24 protein-coding genes are annotated in these 22,484 nt (G+C 59.4%); 13 read left to right on the top strand and 11 right to left on the bottom strand.

The annotated features are described in order from the left end of the window. The first annotated feature begins 10 nt into the window (after positions 1-10). The 3 genes from Amn_RS16370 to Amn_RS16360 all read left to right on the top strand — a co-directional run bounded on the left by Amn_RS16370 (position 11) and on the right by Amn_RS16360 (position 3,581). A complete protein-coding gene (locus Amn_RS16370; protein ID WP_246670678.1) occupies positions 11-295 on the top strand; it encodes a hypothetical protein in 285 nt (94 codons plus the stop codon). An 80-nt stretch (positions 296-375) separates the two neighbouring features. After that, positions 376-2,979 carry a magnesium-translocating P-type ATPase gene (gene mgtA / locus Amn_RS16365; protein ID WP_286290487.1) on the top strand — a complete coding sequence of 868 codons (2,604 nt, stop codon included), beginning with the start codon at positions 376-378 and terminating at the stop codon, positions 2,977-2,979. A 14-nt stretch (positions 2,980-2,993) separates the two neighbouring features. Further along, positions 2,994-3,581, top strand: a complete 588-nt coding sequence (locus tag Amn_RS16360) for an NAD(P)H-dependent oxidoreductase (protein WP_286290486.1) — start codon at positions 2,994-2,996, stop codon at positions 3,579-3,581. Positions 3,582-3,697: 116 nt separating this feature from the next. On the opposite strand, the gene Amn_RS16355 is transcribed toward Amn_RS16360, so the two are convergent. The 3 genes from Amn_RS16355 to Amn_RS16345 all read right to left on the bottom strand — a co-directional run bounded on the left by Amn_RS16355 (position 3,698) and on the right by Amn_RS16345 (position 5,882). Then, a complete protein-coding gene (locus tag Amn_RS16355; protein WP_286290485.1) occupies positions 3,698-3,910 on the bottom strand; it encodes a hypothetical protein in 213 nt (70 codons plus the stop codon). Between the two features lie 269 nt (positions 3,911-4,179). After that, positions 4,180-5,211, bottom strand: a complete 1,032-nt coding sequence (locus Amn_RS16350; protein WP_286290484.1) for a zinc-dependent alcohol dehydrogenase family protein — start codon at positions 5,209-5,211, stop codon at positions 4,180-4,182. Between the two features lie 23 nt (positions 5,212-5,234). Next, the gene (locus Amn_RS16345) at positions 5,235-5,882 is read right to left on the bottom strand and encodes a BON domain-containing protein (RefSeq protein ID WP_286290483.1); all 648 of its coding nucleotides are present in this window, start codon (positions 5,880-5,882) and stop codon (positions 5,235-5,237) included. Positions 5,883-6,090: 208 nt separating this feature from the next. On the opposite strand from Amn_RS16345, the gene Amn_RS16340 reads away from it, so the two are divergent. The 3 genes from Amn_RS16340 (at position 6,091) to Amn_RS16330 (ending at position 8,968) form a co-directional block, all read left to right on the top strand. Next, positions 6,091-7,599 carry a PAS domain S-box protein gene (locus Amn_RS16340; protein WP_286290481.1) on the top strand — a complete coding sequence of 503 codons (1,509 nt, stop codon included), beginning with the start codon at positions 6,091-6,093 and terminating at the stop codon, positions 7,597-7,599. Beyond that, a complete protein-coding gene (fixJ, locus tag Amn_RS16335) occupies positions 7,586-8,209 on the top strand; it encodes a response regulator FixJ (RefSeq protein ID WP_067961431.1) in 624 nt (207 codons plus the stop codon). Before Amn_RS16340 ends, fixJ begins: the two co-directional genes overlap by 14 nt. A 198-nt stretch (positions 8,210-8,407) precedes the next feature. Then, entirely contained in the window at positions 8,408-8,968 is a 561-nt protein-coding gene (locus tag Amn_RS16330; protein ID WP_083948563.1) for a helix-turn-helix domain-containing protein, read from the top strand. A gap of 20 nt (positions 8,969-8,988) precedes the next feature. Here Amn_RS16330 and Amn_RS16325 read toward each other — a convergent pair whose 3' ends face one another. Continuing rightward, on the bottom strand, positions 8,989-9,480 hold the full coding sequence (locus Amn_RS16325) for an NUDIX hydrolase (protein WP_286290477.1): 492 nt from the start codon (positions 9,478-9,480) through the stop codon (positions 8,989-8,991). Positions 9,481-9,626: 146 nt separating this feature from the next. Here Amn_RS16325 and Amn_RS16320 point away from each other — a divergent pair, with 146 nt between their 5' ends. Then, complete coding sequence (locus tag Amn_RS16320) at positions 9,627-11,219, top strand: MBL fold metallo-hydrolase (protein WP_286290475.1); 1,593 nt, start codon at positions 9,627-9,629, stop codon at positions 11,217-11,219. Positions 11,220-11,415: 196 nt separating this feature from the next. Here Amn_RS16320 and Amn_RS16315 read toward each other — a convergent pair whose 3' ends face one another. The 7 genes from Amn_RS16315 to Amn_RS16285 all read right to left on the bottom strand — a co-directional run bounded on the left by Amn_RS16315 (position 11,416) and on the right by Amn_RS16285 (position 16,757). After that, positions 11,416-13,227, bottom strand: a complete 1,812-nt coding sequence (locus tag Amn_RS16315; protein ID WP_246340644.1) for a SulP family inorganic anion transporter — start codon at positions 13,225-13,227, stop codon at positions 11,416-11,418. Positions 13,228-13,282: 55 nt separating this feature from the next. Next, a complete protein-coding gene (locus tag Amn_RS16310; RefSeq protein ID WP_067961437.1) occupies positions 13,283-13,615 on the bottom strand; it encodes a protein tyrosine phosphatase family protein in 333 nt (110 codons plus the stop codon). A gap of 28 nt (positions 13,616-13,643) precedes the next feature. Beyond that, positions 13,644-14,507 carry an MBL fold metallo-hydrolase gene (locus tag Amn_RS16305; protein WP_067966444.1) on the bottom strand — a complete coding sequence of 288 codons (864 nt, stop codon included), beginning with the start codon at positions 14,505-14,507 and terminating at the stop codon, positions 13,644-13,646. 39 nt (positions 14,508-14,546) lie between these two features. Beyond that, positions 14,547-14,996: a DUF6691 family protein gene (locus Amn_RS16300; protein ID WP_067961439.1), complete on the bottom strand. Its 450-nt coding sequence runs from the start codon at positions 14,994-14,996 to the stop codon at positions 14,547-14,549. A 3-nt stretch (positions 14,997-14,999) separates the two neighbouring features. Further along, positions 15,000-15,449: a YeeE/YedE family protein gene (locus tag Amn_RS16295; RefSeq protein WP_067961441.1), complete on the bottom strand. Its 450-nt coding sequence runs from the start codon at positions 15,447-15,449 to the stop codon at positions 15,000-15,002. Then, positions 15,437-15,649, bottom strand: coding sequence for a YgaP family membrane protein (locus Amn_RS16290; RefSeq protein ID WP_192315966.1), 213 nt, complete (start codon positions 15,647-15,649; stop codon positions 15,437-15,439). Before Amn_RS16290 ends, Amn_RS16295 begins: the two co-directional genes overlap by 13 nt. 442 nt (positions 15,650-16,091) lie before the next feature. Beyond that, positions 16,092-16,757 (bottom strand): Crp/Fnr family transcriptional regulator, encoded by a 666-nt coding sequence (locus Amn_RS16285; RefSeq protein WP_083948565.1) that lies wholly within the window; start codon positions 16,755-16,757, stop codon positions 16,092-16,094. Positions 16,758-17,004: 247 nt separating this feature from the next. Here Amn_RS16285 and Amn_RS16280 point away from each other — a divergent pair, with 247 nt between their 5' ends. From Amn_RS16280 to Amn_RS16255, 6 genes are all read left to right on the top strand, one after another. Further along, complete coding sequence (locus Amn_RS16280) at positions 17,005-17,565, top strand: Spy/CpxP family protein refolding chaperone (protein ID WP_067961449.1); 561 nt, start codon at positions 17,005-17,007, stop codon at positions 17,563-17,565. A gap of 39 nt (positions 17,566-17,604) precedes the next feature. Beyond that, complete coding sequence (locus tag Amn_RS16275; RefSeq protein WP_067961451.1) at positions 17,605-18,306, top strand: response regulator; 702 nt, start codon at positions 17,605-17,607, stop codon at positions 18,304-18,306. Positions 18,307-18,323: 17 nt separating this feature from the next. Beyond that, positions 18,324-19,595: a sensor histidine kinase gene (locus Amn_RS16270; RefSeq protein ID WP_067966446.1), complete on the top strand. Its 1,272-nt coding sequence runs from the start codon at positions 18,324-18,326 to the stop codon at positions 19,593-19,595. Between the two features lie 304 nt (positions 19,596-19,899). Continuing rightward, positions 19,900-21,207, top strand: coding sequence for an NAD(P)/FAD-dependent oxidoreductase (locus Amn_RS16265; protein WP_067961453.1), 1,308 nt, complete (start codon positions 19,900-19,902; stop codon positions 21,205-21,207). A gap of 96 nt (positions 21,208-21,303) precedes the next feature. Then, positions 21,304-21,504, top strand: coding sequence for a YgaP family membrane protein (locus Amn_RS16260; RefSeq protein ID WP_067961455.1), 201 nt, complete (start codon positions 21,304-21,306; stop codon positions 21,502-21,504). 11 nt (positions 21,505-21,515) lie between these two features. Next, positions 21,516-22,478 carry an efflux RND transporter periplasmic adaptor subunit gene (locus Amn_RS16255; RefSeq protein ID WP_182573977.1) on the top strand — a complete coding sequence of 321 codons (963 nt, stop codon included), beginning with the start codon at positions 21,516-21,518 and terminating at the stop codon, positions 22,476-22,478. Positions 22,479-22,484: the final 6 nt, after the last annotated feature.

Genomic DNA, 22,484 nt, shown 5'->3' with positions numbered 1-22,484 from the left:
CGGATACGATTTGCTTGTCCCACTCGATGCTGAAGGTCGGCTTGATGCTGCCGACTGGAAGACGCACCAGGCGTTTTGCCGCGTCCGAAAGTTCGGCGACGGGAGCGAAGACCGCATAGGATTGCTGAGGCGCAAGCCGGGCGGGCAGTGGTATTTCGACTATTCTGAAGGCGACCGCGACGATGAGATCGGCTTTCGCCTGAACGACGAACGTTTCACTGTCGGCGAATACGTCTCGATCGGACGAAAACAAGCCATGCATACCTACCAGGTCGCCAGGGTCGAGCGGCCGTGACACCTCAGTTGGCCGTCCGGCTGTTCTGTTAGTGGTCCCCTCTGACATCTGGAATACCCTCGAAGGGGCGAGGCGAGCCGATGAAGCCGCAGCGTGATCCCTATTGGTCGATGCCGCTGGTGGAGGTCATGACCGCGCTGGGCACGAACCCAAGCGGTTTGACCACCGCGCAAGCGAACCAAAGTCGTGCGCTTCACGGAATCAACGCCATTCAAGATCGCTCGGGGGGAGAGGCTCTCCGCCTGGTGCTTCGGCAAGTCCGCAGCCCTTTGGTGCTCATACTCATGTTTGCCGCGGCAGTGTCGTCTCTGATGAGAGAGGCGCAAGAAGCGATTATTATCTGCCTTATACTGTTGGCGAGTTGTGGCCTGGGCTTCACGCAAGAATACGGCGCGTCCAAGGCCGCATTGGCCCTGAAGCGTCAATTGCTTCGAAGAGTCAGGACTTTGCGCGATGGTATCGAGACCGACGTTGCCGTAGATGAGGTCGTCCCCGGTGATCTTCTCAAGTTATCCGCTGGGGACATGATTGCTGCCGACGGCCTCATCGTCGATGCCCGAGACTTCAACGTCAGTGAGGCGGTCCTGACTGGCGAATCCTTTCCCGTCCTGAAAACCATGGGAGTAGTCGGGGCAGAAACGCCGCTGGGGCAACGGACGAATTCTGTCTTCACAGGGACATCCGTCCGCAGTGGCACGGCTACCGTACTCGCCGTCGCAACAGGAAGCGCCACAGAGTTCGCAGCCATCGCCGATGCAGTCGAGAGGCGGGTGGAGGAAAGCGGCTTTGCCAAGGGGATCCGGCGATTCGGATACCTCATGACCGAGGTGATGCTGGCGATTGTGATCGTCGTATTTGTGGTCAACCTGTTGCTCCACAGACCGTTGGCAGAATCGCTGCTCTTTTCTCTTGCACTGGCGGTCGGCCTTACCCCGGAACTGTTGCCTGCGATCATCAGCGTGACGCTCGCTCGTGGGGCCGCGGTCATGGCCAAGAATGGCGTGATCGTCCGACGGCTCGAGGCAATTGAGAACCTGGGCAGCATGGATGTCCTGTGTACCGACAAGACGGGGACATTAACCGAAGGAGCCATTCGGCTTGACCGATGGGTAGATTCGCGTGGGCGGCCATCCGATCAACTGCTTGCTTGGGCGAAACTGAACGCGTCGCTCCAGACTGGGATCAAGAATCCACTCGACGAAGCGATCGTCGATGCCGGCACTCAGGAGCAGCAGCCCCTGGGCGGGCAAGAGTTCAAGCTCGACGAGATTCCCTACGACTTCGCCCGCAAGCGCCTGTCCGTAATCGTCCGCAGAGCCGAAGGCGGCTCGCTGATGATCTGCAAGGGTGCGGTCCGGACGATGCTGGATGTGTGCGGGACTGAGACAGACGGACACACGGCTGAAAAACTCTCCGATCAGCGTCGGGCCGATATCGATGACCAGGTTCGGTCGTGGAGCGAACAGGGCTTTCGCGTTATTGCCCTGGCTGTCCGTCAGTTTCTGAAGACTGAAGGTTTCACCCGCGGTGATGAAATGGATCTCACGCTCGCGGGCTTTCTACTATTCTTCGACCCTCCAAAGGAGAGCTCGGCTGACGCACTGAAGGAACTCGCCAATCGCGGCGTGTCCGTTCGAATGATCAGTGGCGATGACCGACACGTTGCCAGGCATCTTGCCAAGGCAATAGGCCTAGCCCCCGACGCGATATTGACCGGCGGCGAACTGGTTCACATGACGAAGGAAGCCTTGTTCGCGCGTGTCGAAGACATCGACATTTTTGCCGAGATCGACCCCAACCAGAAGGAACGGATCGTCGAAGCATTCAAGAGACGAGGCCGGATTGTCGGCTACCTCGGGGATGGCATCAACGACGCGCCGGCACTCCACCAGGCCGATGTCGGCATCTCGGTGGATCAAGCCGTCGACGTGGCGCGCGAGGCGGCCGATATCATTCTGCTCGAACGGGACCTTGGGGTTCTCATGTTGGGGATCGACGACGGTCGAAAGACCTTTGCCAACACAATGAAGTACATCGCCATCACGACAAGCGCGAACTTCGGCAACATGATCAGCATGGCCATCGCGTCGCTTTTCCTGCCTTTTCTCCCCCTCTTGGCGAAGCAGATTCTGCTAAACAACTTTCTTTCCGATCTCCCGTCTTTGGCGATCGCAACCGACAATGTCGACATAGATGAAACCAGGCGGCCGAGGAGATGGGACATCTCCTTCATTCGCCGCTTCATGATCCGTTTCGGTTTGGTCAGTTCCCTGTTCGACGCGGCAACGTTCGCCTTCCTATTGTTTGTGGTTCACGCCGACGCTTCGGTGTTTCAGACCGGTTGGTTCACTGAATCGTTACTCACCGAACTTGCCATCGTTCTGGTCATTCGGACCCACAAGCCTGCTTGGGCAAGCCGTCCCAGTCGGATGCTTGTCTCGCTTACGATCCTCGTCGGTGCCGTTGCGGTTAGTCTGTCCTATTCGCCCGTGGCCGCCTGGTTTGGGTTCGTGCCTCTGCCTTTAACAACCATGGGCGGACTGCTCTACATCACCCTTGCATATGTGATGGCGACGGAGTGGTTGAAGGTCCGGTTCTTCGCGACTTCTGGCATTTCTAACACTGGCCTGCACAGTCCAACGAAGCGTGCCCTTGTTGGCGGATTGGCGAGCAGGTCGCAGTGAACGGAGTTGTCTCGATGGCTCGACGTATCCTCATTGTAATTGGTCACCCGGATCCTTCCCCCGATCGGTTTTGTCGCGTGCTTGCGAAAGCGTATGCTGCCGCGGCGGAGAGCGCGGGCCATCAGATCCGTGAGATCGATCTGGCGATCACAGACTTCCCGCTGTTGAGGACCGCCGAAGAGTTCGAGCACGGTATTGTCCCTGAACCATTGCGAGCGGCTACCGACGCGATCGTCTGGGCTGAACACTTAGTGTTCGTATTCCCTTTGTGGCTTGGCACCATGCCTGCACTGCTCAAAGGATTCCTCGAGCAGACGATGCGGCCAGGAGTGGCCTTCCAGTACCCGGAAAACAAGGGAATGCTGACAGAATCTCTCCTGCGAGGCCGATCCGCTCGGATCGTGGTGACCATGGGAATGCCGTCGATCTTCTATCGGCTATGGTTCCTCAACCACGGGATCGCTGGCATGCGCCGAGGGATCCTGAATTTCGTGGGGATCAAGCCCGTATATGAAACCTTGCTCGGGCCTGTGGGGGGAAGTCTGGAGCGGCGGAAGAAATGGATCCGGAAGATCGAAAGCCTTGGGATAGGCGCTCGATGAACTCCGCTAGGGGGCCAGCCCAGTCCTCGGATGTTTCTTAGCCTGTGAGTAGTCCGTCGAGATGGCCAATCTACGTCGTGCCAGTTCGGAATAGCTGATCGTCACTCGTGGGTGCCTCATATTTCCACGTCGTGACGTTTGTGGCGACGTATTAGATTTATGACCTTCCCCCTCACGTCCTTCTTCGCGTCCTCTTTGACAAACTCCATGAGGTCGTCGACCATTTCAACGATCTTGTCATGGTCTTTTGCGTGGGGGTCCGTCAAGTAATGCCCATGCCGATACAGATTGTCCGAAAGCCTCTTGTTGATCTTGTCGAAGATGCTCATCAGTGGGTTTCCTATCCGGGAAGACATGTCGCGCATCAAGTTGCGGTCCCAAATGCTAAGGCGGTGCAAAATATCTAGCGCATGCTCGGGTGGTGGCTGATCACGGCACGTCCTGCACTTTGGTTCACGGAACCTCTGCGATGTAGATGAGGCCGCCGGGATCGATCCATTCACCCGTATGCAGGCATAAGACATCCAGGCATCCGCCGACGTCGCGCGGGGCGAGGCCATCGTAACGGTAGCGCATTCCCCAAGCGTCGATAGCTGTCTCACAGATTGGCCCGTCGGCGAGGTATCCAATGCCGGGCAGAAATTGGCCAAGGCGTTAGGACTGCAGCCCCACTGAGCTTTCCCGACCTAAGGTCGTCTAGTGCGGTGTTGGCTTCTTGGAGCGGATAGGCGGTGGTGCGGGCATGAATTTTCGCCTGCTCAGCGATTGAAAAGAACTCCTGGCCATCCCCACGCGTCAGGTTCGCCACCGAAACGAGTTCGCGCTCCCCCCACAAGACTTTGTACTCCATGGCGGGGATGTCACTCATGTGTATGCCGCCACAGATAACGCGCCCGCCTTTGCGAACCAGAGCGAGCGCCCTCGGCACAAGGGTACCAACCGATGCAAAGATGATCGCCGCGTCAAGTTCTGCCGAAGGCTGATCTCCCGAACTGCCTGCCCACGCGCAGCCAAGCTGGCGGGCCAAGCCCTGGGCGGTCACGTCTCCCGGTTTGGTGAAAGCAAAGACTTCCCGTTTTTGCCAGACCGCAACCTGGGCGATGATATGAGCGGCCGCGCCGAAACCAAAGATCCCGAGACGCTTAGCGTCTCCCGCCTTTTTCAGGCATCGCCACCCGATAAGCCCAGCACATAACAGAGGGGCCAGCGCCACCGGATCGGCAAGGGGGTCGAGCTCGAAGGCATAGTCGATGCCAACCAAGACATGGGTCGCGAAACCACCGTCCAGTGTGTAGCCTGTGAACTCAGCTGCATCGCACAGGTTCTCGCGACCCGTGCTGCAATAGAGACAGGTGCCGCACGTTCGAGCCAGCCAAGGCACGCCGAATCGACGGCCGAGCATAGAACTGTCGACATCCGATCCGACTAGGTCAGCAATGCCCACGATCTCGTGCCCCGGGATCAACGGCAGCTTCGGATTTGGCAGGTCTCCGTCGATAACATGGAGATCGGTTCGGCATACGGCGCAGGCTTCGACACGCAGTCGAATCTGCCTGGGCCCGGGGAAAGGATCCGTCCTCTCAACAAGCCGAAGCTGTTGGCCCACATGCTCCAGCAGCATTGCCTTCATTGCAGCAGTCCCTCAATATGCCTTCAACTCACCGAAATTCGGTCGTCGACCTGGGTCACTCCGGGGATGGACCAAGCTGCGCGTTCGGCGGCCATGCGCTCTGACCATGTCCGAACGTGGCCCTCCAGCCGGACAGTTCCATCGACTACCGAAACCTGGATTGCTTGAGCTTCGACTTCAGCGCTGCGTATCAAGGCCAACTTAATCTTCTTGCTGACATCGGCTGATGTCAGGTGCGGCTTGATTTCAATATTGTTGGAGATGCCGACCACGCCAGCCAGCCGATGTATGGCATCGGTTGTGGCGGACTTCTGGTACTGCCAAGTGACGCTACCAGTAAGCGTCACCCAGCCACGTTGCACCGTGATCTGAACAGCGTTGTCTGGAATCGTCGTATTCCATGCCAGGGTGTCTAGAGCCCGCCTGGCGATCTCGTCATCGGCGGTGGCATTGGCTCCGAAGGGCCGGACCTCGATTTCTTGAGCGATCCCTTTAACCCCCTTCACCCGTCGCGTCGCTGCTTCTGTCGCGGCCTTTTGAGCATAGGTCGAGACGTGTCCAGTCAAGGTGACAACACCGTGATCAACTGCTACGCCGATGTGGGCCGCATCGATGCTGGGCTCGAAATCGAGTTCGTCCAGGACATCCTGCTTGAGAGCGGCGTCAGACATGCTTCGAACTCCTTCGGCAGCAGAAAGCGTCCAGTCTCTCGCAGAAAGCCAGGGCTGCATTGACCTGTGTCAAACGGATTGCGCCCGCGGCCCCACTCTCTCAGCCTGCACGCGATCCCGATAGCTCTGCAAGATCTATGGATGTACAAGGGTGGAATGCTGACCGGCATTTCGGCGGCGTTAGGTCAGGGGACATCAGGAAGCGGGTATGGCAGCAGACGCCATCTCTAAGTTCCGCAAGGTAACGTTTCCCTCTGTTTACAAAGGGGAAAAAGCTTACCTTTTTGCCTGTTCAGTCGTGGCATTCGCATTCTTGGTGCGTATTCTCCTCCATGGCTTTCTGGCTGACAGCGCCACTTTCATACTCTTCGTACCGGCAATTCTCATGGCTGCGATGATAGGCGGCACAGGCCCCGGACTGGTTTCCGTCGCCCTGTCCGTCATTGGCGCTTTCTACATTGGCGGGCTCAAGTTGGAGGGCAACACTGGTGTCGGTGCGCTGCTGGTTTTCACCCTCGTTGGGTTCGCGCTGGCGGCAATGGGTGAACTCCTGCATAGGGCCTGGACCGTCAATGAGGAAACGAAGCACAGGCTCGTCGAGCGCGAGGCCCATCTCAAGTCGATACTGGACACCGTCCTCGACGCTTCGGTTGTCATCGAAAGAGATGGAACCATCGTTTCCTTCAACACGGCAGCAGTCAGGCAGTTCGGCTACCTGGAAGAGGAAGTCAGGGGCAAAAATGTTCGAATCCTCATGCCGGAGCCGTATCGAAGCGGTCACGATGGCTTCATCCGCAGGTACCTGACCACTGGCGAGAAGCGCATCATCGGGGTCGACCGGGTGGTGGTCGGCCGCAGGAAGGATGGCTCCACGTTTCCGATGACGCTTGCGGTGGGCGAGATGAAATCCGGCGACAAGATCTATTTCACCGGCTTCATCAGGGATCTGACCGAACGAGAGGAATCTGCAGCTCGCCTCCAGGAGATTCAAGGCGAACTTGCCAGGCTTGCCCGCCTCAACGAGCTGGGCGAAATGGCTTCCACGCTTGCACACGAACTCAATCAGCCGCTGTCGACAATTGCAAACTACACGCAAGGGTCAATCCGCATGCTGCGCGAACGCCCAGAGCAAGCGGCTTCCCAGCTTCCAGAGGCGTTGCAAGAGATTGCGACGCAATCGCTACGAGCGGGAGAGATCATTCGCCATCTGCGCGAATTCGTGATGCGCGGGGAGACCGAGAAAGCGCCCGAGGACATTCATAAGCTTGTCGAAGAGGCAGGCGCTCTGGCTCTGATGGGGTCAAGAGAGCGAGGCGTTCGCTCAGTCTTTGATTTCGGGCCCGGAACAGGGATGGTGATGGTTGACAGAGTGCAGATCCAGCAGGTGCTCACAAATCTCATGCGCAACGGCATTGAAGCCATGCGCGATAGCGACACACGGCTGCTCACCGTGCGGACAGCTTCTGGGAACCCGGGGGAAGTGGCCGTCGAAGTTTCCGACACTGGGCCTGGCATCCCCGATGAAATCGCTGCACGCCTTTTCCAGCCCTTCGTCACCACCAAGGCCAGCGGCATGGGCATTGGCCTCTCCATTGCCAAACGCATCGTTGAGGCCCACGGTGGCGAGCTGAGCATGCGGATGAACGCCCATGGCGGGGTCACTTTCCGCTTCACCTTGCCTGCTTTTGAACAGGAGACGATCGATGGACAAGGGTGAGAGCGTCGTCCACATCGTCGACGACGAGGAACCGGTCAGAAGGTCTCTGGCATTCCTGCTTACCATGTCCGGATACACTGTGCGCCAGCACGAGTCTGCCTTGGCGTTCCTGTCTGCGGCACCAACCATCCGCAATGGCTGCCTGGTGACGGACCTTCGCATGCCTGACGTAGATGGGATCGAATTGCTTCAGCGGCTCCGCCAGCTATCCTGCGCCATTCCCGCGATCGTCATCACGGGACATGGCGACGTTCCACTTGCCGTCGAAGCCATGAAAGCAGGAGCTTTCGATTTCATCGAAAAGCCGTTCAAGGACGATGTCCTGATCTCGGCCGTAGACCGGGCCATCGCCAGCCTCGGAAGGCAGGCCGTTCACGAGGACATATCTGCCATTCGTTCACGCGTGGCGCTGTTGAGCGAACGCGAGCGCGAGGTCTTCGCCGCCGTTGTTGCGGGCCTCCCCAACAAAACGATCGCCTACGATCTCGATATCAGTCCTCGAACCGTCGAGGTTCACCGGGCAAGCGTGATGTCCAAAATGGAAGCGCGAAGCCTTCCAGAACTGGTGAGAATGGCCATCGAAGCGGGACTTGGTGCCAGGCAGCATTAACAGCCCCCAAACCATCACGTGACTACGTATTGTCCCCTAGTGACATAACCGAATTTCTCCGCAGCGGCTCATGCGCGATGAATCTCCCGGTTACAGCGGGAGAGAGCAATGCATTCTCAGGGCAAGGTCGACAATACCACGGAGTCCAATTGGGACGCGCTTTTAGGCCAGATGCCTCTTCCGGCATTCGGAGTTCCAATGCCCGCGTCATTCCATCCGGCTGGCTCCGAGATTTTCTCCCCAGGCAGCGACGCGAACTGCTTCTATGTGGTGAAATTCGGTTGCGTTCGGGTTTACAGGCTGCTGGCTGATGGCCGCAGGCAAATCTCTGCATTTCACCTGCCCGGCGAAGTGTTCGGATTTGAGGCAGATAGTCGCCATCATTTCTTCGCCGAGGCGGTCGGTGCCACCTCGACGCTTTCCATGAGAGTGTCGGCAACCGCTGATTTGTCGGCAACGCTGCTGCCTCTGGCGCTGCGCGGCCTGGTGCGCGCCCAGGAGCATCTCCTCGTTCTCGGCCGTCAGAATGCCCCTGAGCGAGTTGCCGCCTTTTTGCTGGACATGTTCGAGCGTCAGGGTGGGCTCGAGCGCTTTGAACTGCCGATGTCACGGACAGACATTGCCGATTATCTAGGCCTGTCGCTTGAAACCGTGTCACGTGTTTTCACCCGACTGCGCGGACAAGGCATCATGCGGCTGGTGTCCTTGAGAACGGTTGAAATCGTCAAGATGCAGGCGCTATCGGTTATGTGTGAATAGATGGCTGGGCATTGTCCCAGTCACTGGCCCGAGCATCTTTCCGCAGAGGCTGCGCTCGCAGTTGCTTGGCTCATTAAATCCAACAATGGACGCTGTCCGGCGACGAGCTTGTTGCTCGCGTCGGCCAACGAGAACCACTCAATTCGGTCCACCTCCGGGAAGAGCTTGTCTTGGCCGCTGTGGGGCGGCCACTCCATGGCAAACAGGTTGCTTTTGAAATCGGTCGTCTCGATGTCGGCTTCCACGGCAAAGGCGGTGACCAGCTTCCCACTATGCTGGCGGACGGTTCCGAGCGGAATGAGCTTGCCCGTCACTTCGATGCCTGTCTCTTCCTGGAACTCTCGCCTGGCCGCTGCCTCCGATTCCTCGTCGTCGGCATACTCGCCTTTGGGCATGGACCAGGCGCCAAGATCGCGTTTGCTCCAGAACGGCCCGCCCGGATGTGCAAGCAGGACTTCCACGAACCCTTGCGTTCGCCTGAACGCTAGTATGCCTGCGCTCTTCCTTGCCATGACAAGCCTGCACCCCGCTTCCGGATGGGTTCAAAATAGCAGGCCGAAAATTGACCCCAGTCAAGGCTTGCAAAGTGAAACCTGGCAGACTTGCGTCTAGGTTGGCGGACCACGCCAAAACGGGAACCTTCGCGGAGCGTCAAGAAATGGTGCCACGTCTACGTTTTCATGGCGCGGCTCATGCGGTGACAGGCTCTTGTTACGAGCTTGAAGTCGGGAACGAGCGCATCCTGATCGACTGTGGTCTCTTCCAAGGGTCGAAATCTGAACGGGAGCTCAATTACGGAGACTTTCCATTCGATCCGAGCAGGATTGACGCGGTCGTGCTGACCCATGCCCACATCGATCACAGTGGGTTGCTTCCCAAGCTGATGAAGCATGGGTTCTCCGGCCCCATACATGCTACCCGAGCCACGATCGATCTCTGCTCGGTCATGCTGCCCGATTGCGCTCACATCCAGGAAATGGAAGTTGAGCACCTCAATCGCCGCAACGCCCAACGGGGTCGTATGGCAGTAGCCGCCATATACACGGCGGAAGACGCGGCAAAGTGCATGACGCTCTTCCATGCCAGGCAATATAAAGAATGGTTCGAAGTCGTAGCTGGTGTTCGGGTTAGGTTCTGGAACGCCGGGCATCTGTTGGGGTCCGCTTCAGTCGAAATTGAGATCAATTTTTCGGACAAGCCGCTCAGACTATTGTTTTCCGGAGATGTCGGTCCGGCCCACAAACTTCTGCAGCCGGATCCGGAAGCGCCGACGGATGTCGACTATCTGATTTGCGAATCGACCTACGGAGATCGGGAGCGAGGAGAAATCACCCCTCAGCGACGTAGGTCCCTGCTCTTGCAAGAAGTGCAAGGCGCGCTCGCCGCAAGTGGTCCGCTTATCATCCCATCGTTTGCCGTCGAACGAACGCAGGAGTTGCTTGTCGACCTGTTCTGGTTGATGCGCGAAGAGCAGATTCCCAAGGCCGATGTCTTCGTGGATTCGCCGCTAGCCACTCGCGCCAGCACAATCTTCGAGCGACATGCCGACGAAATCCAGGAAGGCGATGCGCTCAGGCAGGCCCTCAGTTCTCGTGAAATTCGCTTCACGGAAACGGTTGAGCAAAGCAAGGCGATCAATCGCCTTAGCGGGTTCTACGTCGTGATCGCAGCAAGCGGCATGTGCGATGCAGGTCGCATCCGACACCATCTGAAGGCGAATCTGTGGCGAAGGAACGCAACAGTGATGCTTGCCGGATTTCAGGCACAGGGAACGCTGGGACGCATACTCCTCGACGGGGCCGAACGGGTACGAATTCAGGGAGAGGAGTTTCAAGTCAAGGCTCGGATCAGACTGCTCGACCTGTATTCGGGCCACGCCGATGCCAGCGAGCTCGAGGATTGGGTAAGGGCGCGCCTGCCTATCCATAAAGGGGTATTCCTGACCCATGGCGAAGAAACTGGCCTGTCCGGACTGAAGGCACGCTTGGCGGCATTCGTCTCTCCGGAACGTATCATTGCGCCGCAACTCGACGAAGCCTTCGATCTCGGTAGGGCCGGCGCGCAAAGGGTTGATTTCAACGAACCGAAGCGTCTGTTGCCGGGCAAGGTCGCCCGCCTTGATTGGCACAACGAGTTATCGGAATTGCTGCTCGATGTAAGCCAGGCCGTCAGTCAGCAGGCGGACGAACGCGGACGGTCTGCTGTCATTCGTCGGCTGCGCCGAGCCCTCACCACTGAGGGCCGACCTTGAGCCGTGCCGACCAGTTCTCTCTGCATGCCGCCCAGGAGCGGATGTCCGAGCCATCATCTCGACGCGGATCCCCCAGCCGCTTGCGGGCCGTGTCGAACGCCTGTTTCGAGCCATCCAAAAGCGGACGCTGCCCAGGAGCCAATTCGACGATGGGGGACGCACCCGCATCGGTCAAGGCGAGAGGTGATGTCACGGCTTACCCCGGATCTGACCTTGAACAGGTGCTCGCGGCATGACTTGGGTTGTCCGGGTGGTTCAGGCCCTGTTTGGGGGCAAGGGTCTGCATCGCGTCGTATTGCGACAGAAACACCTGCCCCGTCAGCGCATCGAGGAAATGGGATCTTTTCAACCGGTCCATCACCGGGCCTTTCACTTCCGACAGGTGCATCTTCACTTCCATCATCCCCAGGCGATGGTTGATCGCCTCCAGGCTTTCCAGTGCGCTGAGATCGATCTCGTTGATGGCAGAGCACATCACCACCACGTTTCTGATCGGGCAATCGGAGGCGACGCGATCGGCGACGTAATCCTCGAGAAAACGAGCGTTGGCGAAGTAGAGGCTCTCGTCGATGCGGATGGTGAGAAGGGTAGGGTCGGTGAGGACGGTGTGGCGTCGGATATTGCGGAAATGCTGGGTGCCTGGAACAAGGCCAACCTCTGCAATATGTGGACGCGAGGATCTGTAGAGATGTAGTACGATGGATAGCACCACTCCCGTTGATACGCCGGTCTCTACGCCCATCGCGAGGGTCAGAGCGATCGTCGAGGCCACGGCGACGAAATCTGCCTTCGAGTAGGTCCAACTGCGCTTCAAGATCGAGAAATCGACCAACGAAAGCACCGCCACGATGATCGTCGCGGCCAAGGCGGCCGTGGGGAGGAAGTATATCAGCGGGGTTAGCGCTATGGCTGCGACGGCCAACCCTATTGCGGTAAAGGCGCCGGCGGCAGGCGTCTCGGCCCCTGCATCGAAGTTTACCACCGATCGAGCGAAGCCACCCGTCACCGGGTATCCTCCCGTGAAAGCCGCCCCGATGTTGGCGGCGCCCAGTCCGATCAGTTCCTGGTCGGGGTCTATCCGCTGTCGTTTCTTGGCGGCGAGCGTCTGCGCGACCGAGACGGATTCCACGAACCCGATGACCGAAATCAACAATGCGGGAAGCAGCAGAAGCCCGATCAGATTGGTGGAAAATGAGGGCAGCGTTAGCGGCGGCAGGCCCTGTGGCACGTCACCAACGATTTGCACTCCCTTTGCATCCAGTCCGAGGCCCCAGACTGCGACCGTCGTCACGGCCACGGCAAGCACCGGACCGGCCTTGGTCACCACATCCGCCAGGCGCGGGCCAAGGCCGAGTTGGCGCAGCATCGGTTTCAAACCCTTGCGGACCCAGAACAGAAACCCGGTGGCACCGATCCCGATCACCAGGGTGATCCAGTTGGTCGCAATGAGGTTGTCGGCCAGTGATACGACCATTGCAGGCAGAGTGTCGCCACCTGCTCTTACGCCCAGAATATGTTTGATCTGGCTGGTCGCAATGAGGATGCCGGATGCTGTGATAAAGCCTGCGATGACGGGATGTGACAGGAAGTTGGCGAGAAATCCCAGCTTAAGGAGCCCCATCGCCAGCAGGATTGCCCCAGACAATCCTGCAAGGGTGAGGGCGGCCACGGCATAGCCCATGGTCCCCTGTTCGACGATGTTGTCGATGGCAGCGGCCGTCATCAGTGACACCACCGCCACTGGTCCCACGGCCAACGCCCTGCTGGTACCGAAGATCGCGTAAAGGATGACTGGCGCGATCGAGGCATAGAGCCCGGCTTCCGGCGGCAATCCCGCCAGAAGCGCATAGGCCAGCGACTGAGGGATCAGCATGATCGTCACGATCACTGCCGCCAGCAGGTCGCCCGTCAGGGCGTGACGGTCATAGGTCCGGCCCCATTGCAGGATCGGAAGATAGCGGGCGAGCGATATGGCGGACATGGGACGAGACTTTTCTGGGTTCTTCATGGTCCAAGAGAGGCGGCTTCAATGCGTCTGCAGAAAGGGGCAGACTGTGCCGGGTTCATCCCTGGATCGCGGCAAAGAGGCTCTGCGCCCGGGCGCCCGTACGGCAATAGGCCAGAACCTTGCCTTGAGCCGTGGCCACGGCGGTGTCGAAAGCGACAACGTCAACCCTGGTTGCTTGACCTGGCGTGACCGGAATGTGGAACGCCTCAAGCCCTGCGACCAGGGCGGCGGCTTTGATCTCGGCAAAGCTTGGCTGGCCTGCATCCTCGTGATCGGGGCGGTTGCAGATCACTGTTGTAAAGCCCGCGGCCTTCAGGTCGGCGAGTTGTACAGGCGCAATCTGCGGGCTGACCGCGAAATCCGGCGTGATGTGTTTGATGTCCTGCATTTTCTTGTCCTTGAATGGAGGTCAGAGGTCAAAGCGCGTTGATGGGTACTTTGAGCATTGGCCGGCCGTCCTTGTCGGTCGGCACCTCGCCTGCGCGCATGTTCACCTGGAGCGACGGGATGATGAGTTTTGGCATCGCCAGCGTTGCGTCGCGTTCGGTGCGCAAATTCACGAACTGCTCCTTGGTGGCTCCTTTGCCGACATGGATGTTGTGTTCTTTTTCCGCGGCCACCGTGGTTTGCCACTGGATGTCGCGGCCATTGGGACCGTAGTCGTGGCACATGAACAGGCGCATCTCGTTTGGCAAAGCCAGCACCTTCTGGATGCTGTCGTAAAGTGTGGCGGCATCGCCGCCAGGGAAATCGGCGCGCGCCGATCCGCCATCGGGCATGAACAGTGTATCTCCCACGAAAGCCGCGTCACCCATGACATGAACCATGCAGGCCGGCGTATGGCCGGGGGTGTAGATTGCCACCGCCTGCATGTTGCCGATCTTGTAGGTGTCGCCATCCTCGAATAGGGCGTCGAACTGGCTGCCGTCGCGCTGGAACTCGGTGCCTTCGTTGAAAATCTTGCCGAACGTGTCCTGAACGACCATGATCTTGTCGCCGATGCCAATCTTGCCGCCGAGAGCGCTCTGAATGTAGGGCGCGGCGGAAAGGTGGTCGGCATGCACGTGGGTCTCGATGATCCACTCCAGCTTCAGGCCGTGCTTGCGGATATGGTCGATGATGGCGTCGGCATGGTCATAGGTGATCCGGCCCGCCGCATAGTCGATGTCCATGACGGAATCGATCACGGCACAGGCGTTCGAGGACGGGTCTTTCACCACATAGCTGATGGTATTGGTTGCCGGGTCGAAGAATGCCTCGACCTGTGGTTTGACGGACATGTTGATCGGATAATCTGTCACGGCAGTCTCCTTTCTGGTTCAGGTTTCGCGGCGCAGCACGCGGGCTGTGCGCGCACCGCTCAGGGCCATTAGGCCCTTGGCGCCAAAGATGCCGGCGATCAGCGCCGCCACGAAGGCGACGACCTCGATCCGGCCAGTTCCCAAGGCGGGGAGCGCAGCCCCCGGGCAGAACCCGGCGATGCCCCAGCCCACGCCGAACACGGCCGAGCCGGCGAGCAGACGGGCGTCGATGCGCAGATTGTCGGGCAAGTGGAATTTCGCGTCGATGATCGGCGAGGTCCTGCGCAAGACAATGCGATAACCAAGGAAGGCGATGATAACCGCCCCTCCCATGACGAAGATGAGGCTTGGGTCCCAGTTGCCTGTCACATCGAAGAAGTTGAGCACCTTGGCTGGGTTGGCCATGCCCGAAATCGAAATGCCCACGCCAAAGACAAGGCCGATGAGATAGGACGTCAGAAGTCGCATGTGTCAGGCCCCCAGAACATGACGGATGAGATAGACGGTCACCCCGGTGGTCAGCATGAAGGTCAATGTTGCCGCAATGGACCGGCGCGACAGGCGCGCCACCCCGCAAACCCCGTGTCCCGAGGTGCAGCCGGATCCGTAGGTTACGCCGATCCCGACCAGCACGCCGCCCACCAGAAGCATCGGCATGGACACGGTTACCTCGACTGCGGGCATCTGCCCGGTCACAGCCAGCGTAACAAGCGGCCCGCTGATCATCCCGGCCAGCAATGCAAGCCGCCAACCGGTATCTGGATGCGCGGACGGCGTCAGAACACCTGCCAGGACGCCGGTGGCTCCCATGATCCGGCCAAGGGTCAGCATCAGCAGCACCGAGGCCAGCCCGATCAGAATGCCGCCTGAGAGGGATTGCCACGGGGTGAAAAGGGTTTCGATGGTGGTCAGTTCCGGCACGTCGTGGCCCCCAGCACCGCGTAGAGTGGGCAGAAGCGGAACATGGCAGTCGCCAGCATCACAATGCCCACGACCACAGCGCCATATTCTAGTGCAACGCTGTCAAAGACGTCCCAACTGCTGAACAACGCCGCAGCGATCAGCCCCACGCCGAGGACAAGACGAAGAGCCCGGTCTATGGTTCCTACATTGGCAATCATTGTCCTGATCTCCTGTTGAATACGGGACCTGTCTATGCCCTTTCGATCCGCCGTTCAGTGACGATGTCACCAAGCGGAAGTGAATGGCGGGACTTGCAGGCTGACGGGGCGGCGAAAGGGGCGATACCGAGGCTGTGCTGCCTGTCTCCGCTGTGCTGGTATCAAGTTCCTTGGTAATCTTGGCGGAGCATTGGTCGCGGCTTGGCGTGGTGGTCGGCTCGCGGGCCTTGCCGGGCGATCAGATTGGGTGCGAACTCGGGCGTGGGAGAGCCCGGCTGGCGCCCGCGCGGGTACTGCTTCCAAGTCGTCCGGAGGCCATTTTGACCCTCAGGCAGCCCGTGTTCTTCACCGGTGTGCGCCTAGCCCTCTCTGGCCTTTTTGAGTTCTAGCGTTGGAGCCCTGAGCATCAGCGATAGCTACTGTTCACGAGAAACCATGAGATCTATCCCGCATCCAGGGCGGCTAGTCTTTCTAACCCGGCAATATCCACCAGATCGATCGTCCCGCGCGACTGCCGAATCCATCCCCGTCGCTGAAACTCGCCTAACTGGCGCGAGACAACCTCGCGCGCGGTGCCCAGTTCGGCTGCCATCTGCTGATGCGTGGCTTTGATCTGTCTTGCGCCACGTTCCAGATCGATCAGCTTCTGCGCCAGCCGGATATCGACGCGCTGGAACGCGATGTCTTCGATGACCTGAAACAGATCGGTGATCCTTTTGGAATAGGCGGTGAATATGAAACTGCGGAAAGCGACCGACTGGGAGACCAGGTCATCGAAGACCGCGCGCGGGATGGCCACGGCGCGCACGTCGGTTTCGGCGATGCCCTGGGCGGAATAGTCTTCGTGGGCCAACAGGCAGGCGGTCGTCAGTACGCAGCTTTGTCCAGCCTCGACCCGATAAAGGACGATCTCGCGGCCACCTTCCGAGACCTGCTGCACCCGCACCCTGCCTTCCAGCAGCAGAAGCAGGTTCTCGGGTGACTTGCCAGGACCGAAGATCACAGTGCCTTGCGGGACCGCAATTATGGCGCTCTTTCGGGTCAGCGCGTCGCGTACGGCCGGCTCGATACGGGACAAGCCCGGAAACTGCTTGATCCAGTCAGTCAAAACGATCGCACTCCATTATTGCGGTATTCCGCAGGGCAGACTGAAACCCGCTCACCGGATGCAGCGACATATATCTGCCAGTCGCCATCGCTCACCGCCTTGAGCCAAGTCAAAGAGCGTCCTTGGAAACCTGGTCGACAGGGAGGCACCTTCACATTTCTTCACACTTCCCCGTCACTCGAGAAACGTTGACCCTCCAGTCTGGCGTTATCGCGGCAGCAAGTGCCGCCTAACCAAGGAAGCGATCATGGACAACGACAAGCAGGATATGCAGGCCCCATTGGCTCCGAACACCGCAACTGGGTCGCGTAGCTGGGGACGGCGCATCGTTATCGGCGGCCTTGCTGCCGCAGCAGTCGCTGGCATTGGACTTGCTGTGGCCAACAGTGGCGAGTTCGGAGATGGGCACGGAATGCTGCATTTTGGCAAGGGACACCAGATGATGGATGCTTCTATGGGCCGCGGTGGCTTCTCGGAGCGCCGGATGGAGCATATGATGGAAGATATCGATGCCACACCGGAACAGTCGAAGAAGCTGAAGGAGCTCTTCGGTTCTGCCCGAGATGAGATCGCTCCGATGCTCGACGACTTCAGGGACACGCGCAACGCCGCAGCCGACATTCTGGGCGCGCCGACTATCGACCGGTCTGCAATCGAAAAGTTGCGCAGTGAGCGCGTTGCCGCGATCGATGCCGCCTCGCGGAAAATGACGGCCACTCTTGTCGATGCGGCAGAAATCCTGACGCCAGAACAAAGGGCAAAGATTCTGGAGCGTTTCAACGCGCGCGGAGGCCACGGCCGGTGGTAGGATTTCAACTGCAAGGTTGAAATCCGGAGAGTCCCGGCCATGGCGGAACAGGTGCTGATCATCGATGACGACACACGCCTGTCCGCCATGATCGCGGACTATCTCTCGGGAAATGGCTACATCGTCCACACTGCGGCAACCGGGCATGCCGGCCTCGCTGATGTGCAACGGCGTTCGCCAGACGCGGTAATTCTCGACGTCATGCTGCCCGACCTGGACGGCTTCGAGGCCTGCCGCCGCATGCGCGCCGTATCTGACGTGGCCATTCTTATGCTCACGGCGAAAGGGGATGAGACGGACCGGATTATCGGGCTGGAGTTGGGCGCAGACGACTACTTGCCAAAGCCGTTTAATCCGCGCGAACTGCTGGCGCGTCTCAAGGCTATACTGCGGCGGCGCCGTGGCGGCGATCTGACCGCATCACGCATCCTTCGGTCCGGGCGGCTCGAGATAGATCCCGGTTCTCGTTCAGTCCGTATCGATGGCCGCGATTGTCCGATGACCAGCTATCAATTCGACCTTCTCGTTGCATTGGCGGAGAATGCCGGACGTGTGCTGTCGCGCGAGCAACTGATGGACCTTGTCAAAGGCGAGGAACTCGAAGCGTTCGATCGGTCGATCGATGTGCATATTTCTCGGATCAGGGCGGCAATCGAGGATAGTCCCAAACACCCGCGTCGCATCGTAACCGTGCGCGGCGCCGGCTATGTTTTCGCTCGCTTTCAGGACGATCAGAAATAAGTCGGGGCGAAACTGTGGTGCGCAACAGCCTCTTCCTCAAGGTCTACCTCACGCTGCTGGCCAGTTTGGCCGTAGTCGCATTCACGAGTGCGTTCTTTGTCCGGCTGGGGCAGGACGAGCTGGACCGGGGATGGGGCGGCCGGCGTGACAAATTCATCGCCACAATGTTACCGGTGACCGACGATCCGGCTATGCTCAAGATCACGCTTGAACGGCTTGCGGACGCCTTCGCAGCCGACTTGGCGCTATACAACCCGCATGAACAATTGATTGCCAGTGCTGGAGAACCGTTCAAATTCGATGCGCCCGGCTCGCGTCAGTCGCACGATGGCAAACGGCCGTTTGCAATTCGACTGGCGGATGGACGGGTCATACAGGCCCGCATGCCCCTGGGGCCGGGTGGACGAAATCCCCTTGGCTATCTGGCAGTCATCGCCGGTGTCATCGGCCTTGCAGCCTATCCTGTGGTTCGTCATCTGACGCGGCGGTTGGAGCGTCTGCGCCGCGGCGTGGAAATTTGGGGGGCAGGCGAGCTTGGAACCCGGGTTGCGGCGAGTGGCAGCGATGAAGTCGCAGCAGTCGCACGGAGTTTCAACATTGCGGCCGATCGCATCGAACGTCTGGTCGACGCGCACCGGTCCCTGCTCGCCAATGCCAGCCATGAACTGCGTTCGCCGTTGGCAAGGCTTCGCATGGCCATAGATCTCTACGAGCGTTCGGCCGATCAGGCAACGAAGCGAGAGATCGTGCAAAGCCTCTCGGAACTCGACAGCCTGGTCGAGGAAATCCTGTTGGCCAGCCGGCTCGACCATGTCCAAAAACTGGACCATGTGGAAGCCGTCGACATGCTTGCACTTGCAGCCGAAGAAGGTGCGCGCAACGACGTTGCGGTCTCCGGCTCGACCGCCATGATCTCGGGCGATGTGCGGTTGTTGAGACGCCTGGTTCGAAATTTGATGCAGAATGCGTTGTGCCATGGGGCTCCGCCGGTGATCGCCGAGGTCGAGACCGATGGGGCAATCGTGCGCCTGTGCGTCAAAGACCACGGCGAGGGCATTCCGGACGGCGAGGGCACACGGGTCTTCGAACCGTTCTACCGTCCGACGGGACGAAGCGAGAGCAAGGGCGGTTGGGGCCTTGGACTATCCTTGGTCCGCCAGATCGCCACTCACCACCGAGGGTCCGTACGCTATGAAAGGGTGCCGGAGGGTGGGGCCTGTTTCATCGTGGAATTCCCGGCGTCGAGCGTGGACCCGCCAGTCGCAAGACCAACGCCGACGAGCGGTTGATCCGTCCTGTCAGCCCCGATCTTCCAGTGCTCAGCCCATCAACCGGGATGTCTTTGCTGCGCTTGTGTGCGTCGAAATAGGTGCGGTCCCGTGTCCGTAAGACACGCTCACTCATTGCGTTTCCCAGGATGCGTCGACTGGCAAGACGGCGTTCACTGCTGGCAGGGGCACTTGTGGCGGTATCAGTCGGTCGCTTGACAAAGATCAAGGCCGAACTGGTGAGGAGGCCGTATATCACAAGCGTTCGGCGGCGCTGAAACAACGGTTTGTAGCGTGCGCGAGGGCATCACAGCGGGAGGAATGCATGGCGCATGTTGTCGTTCTCGGTGCCGGGCTTGGCGGCACGATCATGGCCTATGAGCTTCGCAAAGGTCTTGGGAAAGAACACAAGGTTTCGGTTGTTTCCAATGGAGACCGCTATTCGTTCGTGCCTTCCAACCCTTGGGTTGCGGTCGGTTGGCGCGATAGGGAATCGATCGAAGTCGACCTTGCGCCGGTGTTTGCACGCCACGACATCGCGCTGCATCCACAAGGCGCCAAGCGGCTGAAACCGGCAGAGCGTCGCATCGAACTCAACGACGGATCTTCTGTTGCCTACGACTATCTGGTGATTGCTACGGGTCCCGAACTGGCTTTCGATGAGATCGACGGGCTCGGACCTGACCACAACTCGCAGTCAATCTGTCACATCGACCATGCCCTCAAGACAAAGAAGGCGTTCGATGCGTTGGTCGACAATCCAGGCCCAGTGGTCATCGGCGCTGTGCAGGGCGCTTCGTGCTTCGGTCCCGCCTACGAATTTGCATTCATCCTCGAAAAGGCGCTGCGCAAGGCCAAGGTTCGCGATCGGGTGCCGATGACTTTCGTCACCTCGGAGCCGTATGTTGGTCACCTTGGCCTGGACGGTGTCGGCGACACCAAGGGACTTCTCGAAAGCGAGTTGCGTCAGCATCACATCAAGTGGATCTGCAATGCCAAGGTTGACCGCGTCGAGCCGGGTAAGATGTTCGTCTCGGAAATCGCCGACGACGGGTCCTTGAAGAAGGCGCACGAACTTCCGCAAGTCTTTTCAATGATGCTTCCGGCGTTTCGCGGTGTTGCGGCCGTATTTGGCATCGAAGGCCTAACCAATGCTCGCGGCTTCATTGTCGTCGACGAACATCAGCGCAGCACCTCCTACCCGGATATTTTCGCAATCGGCGTGTGCGTCGCCATCGCGCCTCTCGGAAAGACGCCGGTCCCGACCGGCGTTCCAAAAACGGGCTTCATGATCGAATCCATGGTGACTGCTGCAGCCCGGAACATTGGCCGCTTGGTTACGGGCGCCGAGCCGGATGCTCAAGCAACATGGAACGCGGTTTGCTTGGCCGACCTGGGCGATTCCGGCGTTGCTTTCGTCGCCCAGCCGCAAATCCCGCCGCGCAATGTCAATTGGTCGTCCTCCGGCAAATGGGTACACACAGCGAAGGTCGGCTTCGAGAGGTATTTCCTGCACAAGGTCCGGACAGGCAAGGCCGAGCCGTTTTACGAGCGTCTCGCCTTGCAGGTGATGGGCGTCGACAAGCTGAAGGAAATCAAGATCGATGACGGCGCGGCTACGCCGCATGTCTAAGTGCTCGATGCTTTGCCGAGCAGGACATGCGGCGGCACGTTCCGGCTCCGTATCCAAGAGTTATGCAGGCCTTTTCCAGACAGATGGAGATTACCAATGACGCTTGACCGTTCCGTTCTCGCATTTGCCGGCATCATGGTGCTGCTTTCGGTGGTGCTGACGATTTGGGTTTCGCCCTTGTTCGTTTGGCTCACGGTCTTTGTTGGCCTGAATCTGGTGCAATCCGCGTTCACTGGATTCTGCCCGGCAGCGGCCGTCTTCAAGATGCTCGGCGTCAAGCCGGGCCGCGCCTTTTAAGGTTTGCCGAAATGCGATCCTTGCCGCTGTTCGCCGGGCTGCTCGCGTGTGGCCCGGCATTGGCTGGAACCGTGACGCTCGCTCCCACCCCGGTGATCGAGTGGAAGGCGGTCTATGGCCGGGTCGAGGCACGCGACACGATTCCTGCGCGTGCCCGCATTGGTGGAGTAATCGTCGAGCTCAATGTGAGCGAGGGCGATAATATCAAGGCCGGGCAGAAGATCGCTACCGTTCGCGATGACAAGATCGCTTTTCAGATCGCCGCGATCGACGCGCAAATTCGCGCGCTTGAGGCGCAACTTGTCACGGCAAGATCCGAGTTGGCCCGCGGCCAGACCCTGGTCGAAAGGGGCGTGATGACCGCGCAGCGTCTCGACCAGCTTCGGACCGATGCGGATGTTACACAAAACCAACTGGCTGCGAGCGAGGCGCAACGATCGGTCATCGTTCAGCAAGGCGCTGAGGGAGAAGTATTCGCGCCCGGCGCTGGCCGCGTGCTCACCGTGCCGGTGACGCGGGGCGCCGTCATCATGGCCGGCGAAGTGGTGGCCACGATAGGCGGTGGCGGCGTTTTCCTGCGCCTGGCGATGCCTGAACGCCATGCTCCGCTGCTGAAAGAGGGGGCCTCGATCCGTATTAATGCGAACGGCGCGGACTCGACCGGCCGTCTCGCAAAAATTTACCCGCAGATCGAGAATGGCCGCGTTCTCGCCGACGTCGAGGTCGAAAAGCTGGAAACGGCTTTTATCGGCGCCCGTGTGCTCGTCGAGGTTCCGGTTGGCGAGCGCTCAGCACTGCTCGTACCGGTCGCATCCGTTGAAGCCCGGTCGGGCATCGATTTTGTCCGTGTGATGGTTAGTGGCGTCGAGATTGATCGGGCGCTTGTACTGGGCGAGCGGATCGCAGGTTCTGACGGGGACTATGTCGAGGTCCTGACTGGACTCGCCGTCGGCGATGTCGTGATCACGCCATGAAGCTCC

It is taken from the genome of Aminobacter sp. Y103A, from assembly GCF_030294925.1.
Taxonomy (GTDB): domain Bacteria; phylum Pseudomonadota; class Alphaproteobacteria; order Rhizobiales; family Rhizobiaceae; genus Aminobacter; species Aminobacter ciceronei.
Note: the sequence above shows the minus strand (reverse complement) of the source record. Positions and strands in the feature narration are given on the sequence as shown.

What these genes read in the sequence shown, in the direction of transcription:
- Amn_RS16320 (WP_286290475.1), top strand. Translation starts at nt 9,627, where the DNA reads ATGGTGCCACGTCTACGTTTTCATGGCGCGGCTCATGCGGTGACAGGC.
- Amn_RS16350 (WP_286290484.1), bottom strand. Translation starts at nt 5,211, where the DNA reads ATGAAGGCAATGCTGCTGGAGCATGTGGGCCAACAGCTTCGGCTTGTT.
- Amn_RS16310 (WP_067961437.1), bottom strand. Translation starts at nt 13,615, where the DNA reads ATGCAGGACATCAAACACATCACGCCGGATTTCGCGGTCAGCCCGCAG.
- Amn_RS16345 (WP_286290483.1), bottom strand. Translation starts at nt 5,882, where the DNA reads ATGTCTGACGCCGCTCTCAAGCAGGATGTCCTGGACGAACTCGATTTC.
- mgtA (WP_286290487.1), top strand. Translation starts at nt 376, where the DNA reads ATGAAGCCGCAGCGTGATCCCTATTGGTCGATGCCGCTGGTGGAGGTC.
- Amn_RS16260 (WP_067961455.1), top strand. Translation starts at nt 21,304, where the DNA reads ATGACGCTTGACCGTTCCGTTCTCGCATTTGCCGGCATCATGGTGCTG.
- Amn_RS16290 (WP_192315966.1), bottom strand. Translation starts at nt 15,649, where the DNA reads ATGATTGCCAATGTAGGAACCATAGACCGGGCTCTTCGTCTTGTCCTC.
- Amn_RS16340 (WP_286290481.1), top strand. Translation starts at nt 6,091, where the DNA reads ATGGCAGCAGACGCCATCTCTAAGTTCCGCAAGGTAACGTTTCCCTCT.
- Amn_RS16325 (WP_286290477.1), bottom strand. Translation starts at nt 9,480, where the DNA reads ATGGCAAGGAAGAGCGCAGGCATACTAGCGTTCAGGCGAACGCAAGGG.
- Amn_RS16265 (WP_067961453.1), top strand. Translation starts at nt 19,900, where the DNA reads ATGGCGCATGTTGTCGTTCTCGGTGCCGGGCTTGGCGGCACGATCATG.
- Amn_RS16330 (WP_083948563.1), top strand. Translation starts at nt 8,408, where the DNA reads ATGCCCGCGTCATTCCATCCGGCTGGCTCCGAGATTTTCTCCCCAGGC.
- Amn_RS16360 (WP_286290486.1), top strand. Translation starts at nt 2,994, where the DNA reads ATGGCTCGACGTATCCTCATTGTAATTGGTCACCCGGATCCTTCCCCC.
- Amn_RS16255 (WP_182573977.1), top strand. Translation starts at nt 21,516, where the DNA reads ATGCGATCCTTGCCGCTGTTCGCCGGGCTGCTCGCGTGTGGCCCGGCA.
- Amn_RS16275 (WP_067961451.1), top strand. Translation starts at nt 17,605, where the DNA reads ATGGCGGAACAGGTGCTGATCATCGATGACGACACACGCCTGTCCGCC.
- Amn_RS16355 (WP_286290485.1), bottom strand. Translation starts at nt 3,910, where the DNA reads ATGAGCATCTTCGACAAGATCAACAAGAGGCTTTCGGACAATCTGTAT.
- Amn_RS16280 (WP_067961449.1), top strand. Translation starts at nt 17,005, where the DNA reads ATGGACAACGACAAGCAGGATATGCAGGCCCCATTGGCTCCGAACACC.
- Amn_RS16315 (WP_246340644.1), bottom strand. Translation starts at nt 13,227, where the DNA reads ATGAAGAACCCAGAAAAGTCTCGTCCCATGTCCGCCATATCGCTCGCC.
- Amn_RS16305 (WP_067966444.1), bottom strand. Translation starts at nt 14,507, where the DNA reads ATGTCCGTCAAACCACAGGTCGAGGCATTCTTCGACCCGGCAACCAAT.
- Amn_RS16300 (WP_067961439.1), bottom strand. Translation starts at nt 14,996, where the DNA reads ATGCGACTTCTGACGTCCTATCTCATCGGCCTTGTCTTTGGCGTGGGC.
- fixJ (WP_067961431.1), top strand. Translation starts at nt 7,586, where the DNA reads ATGGACAAGGGTGAGAGCGTCGTCCACATCGTCGACGACGAGGAACCG.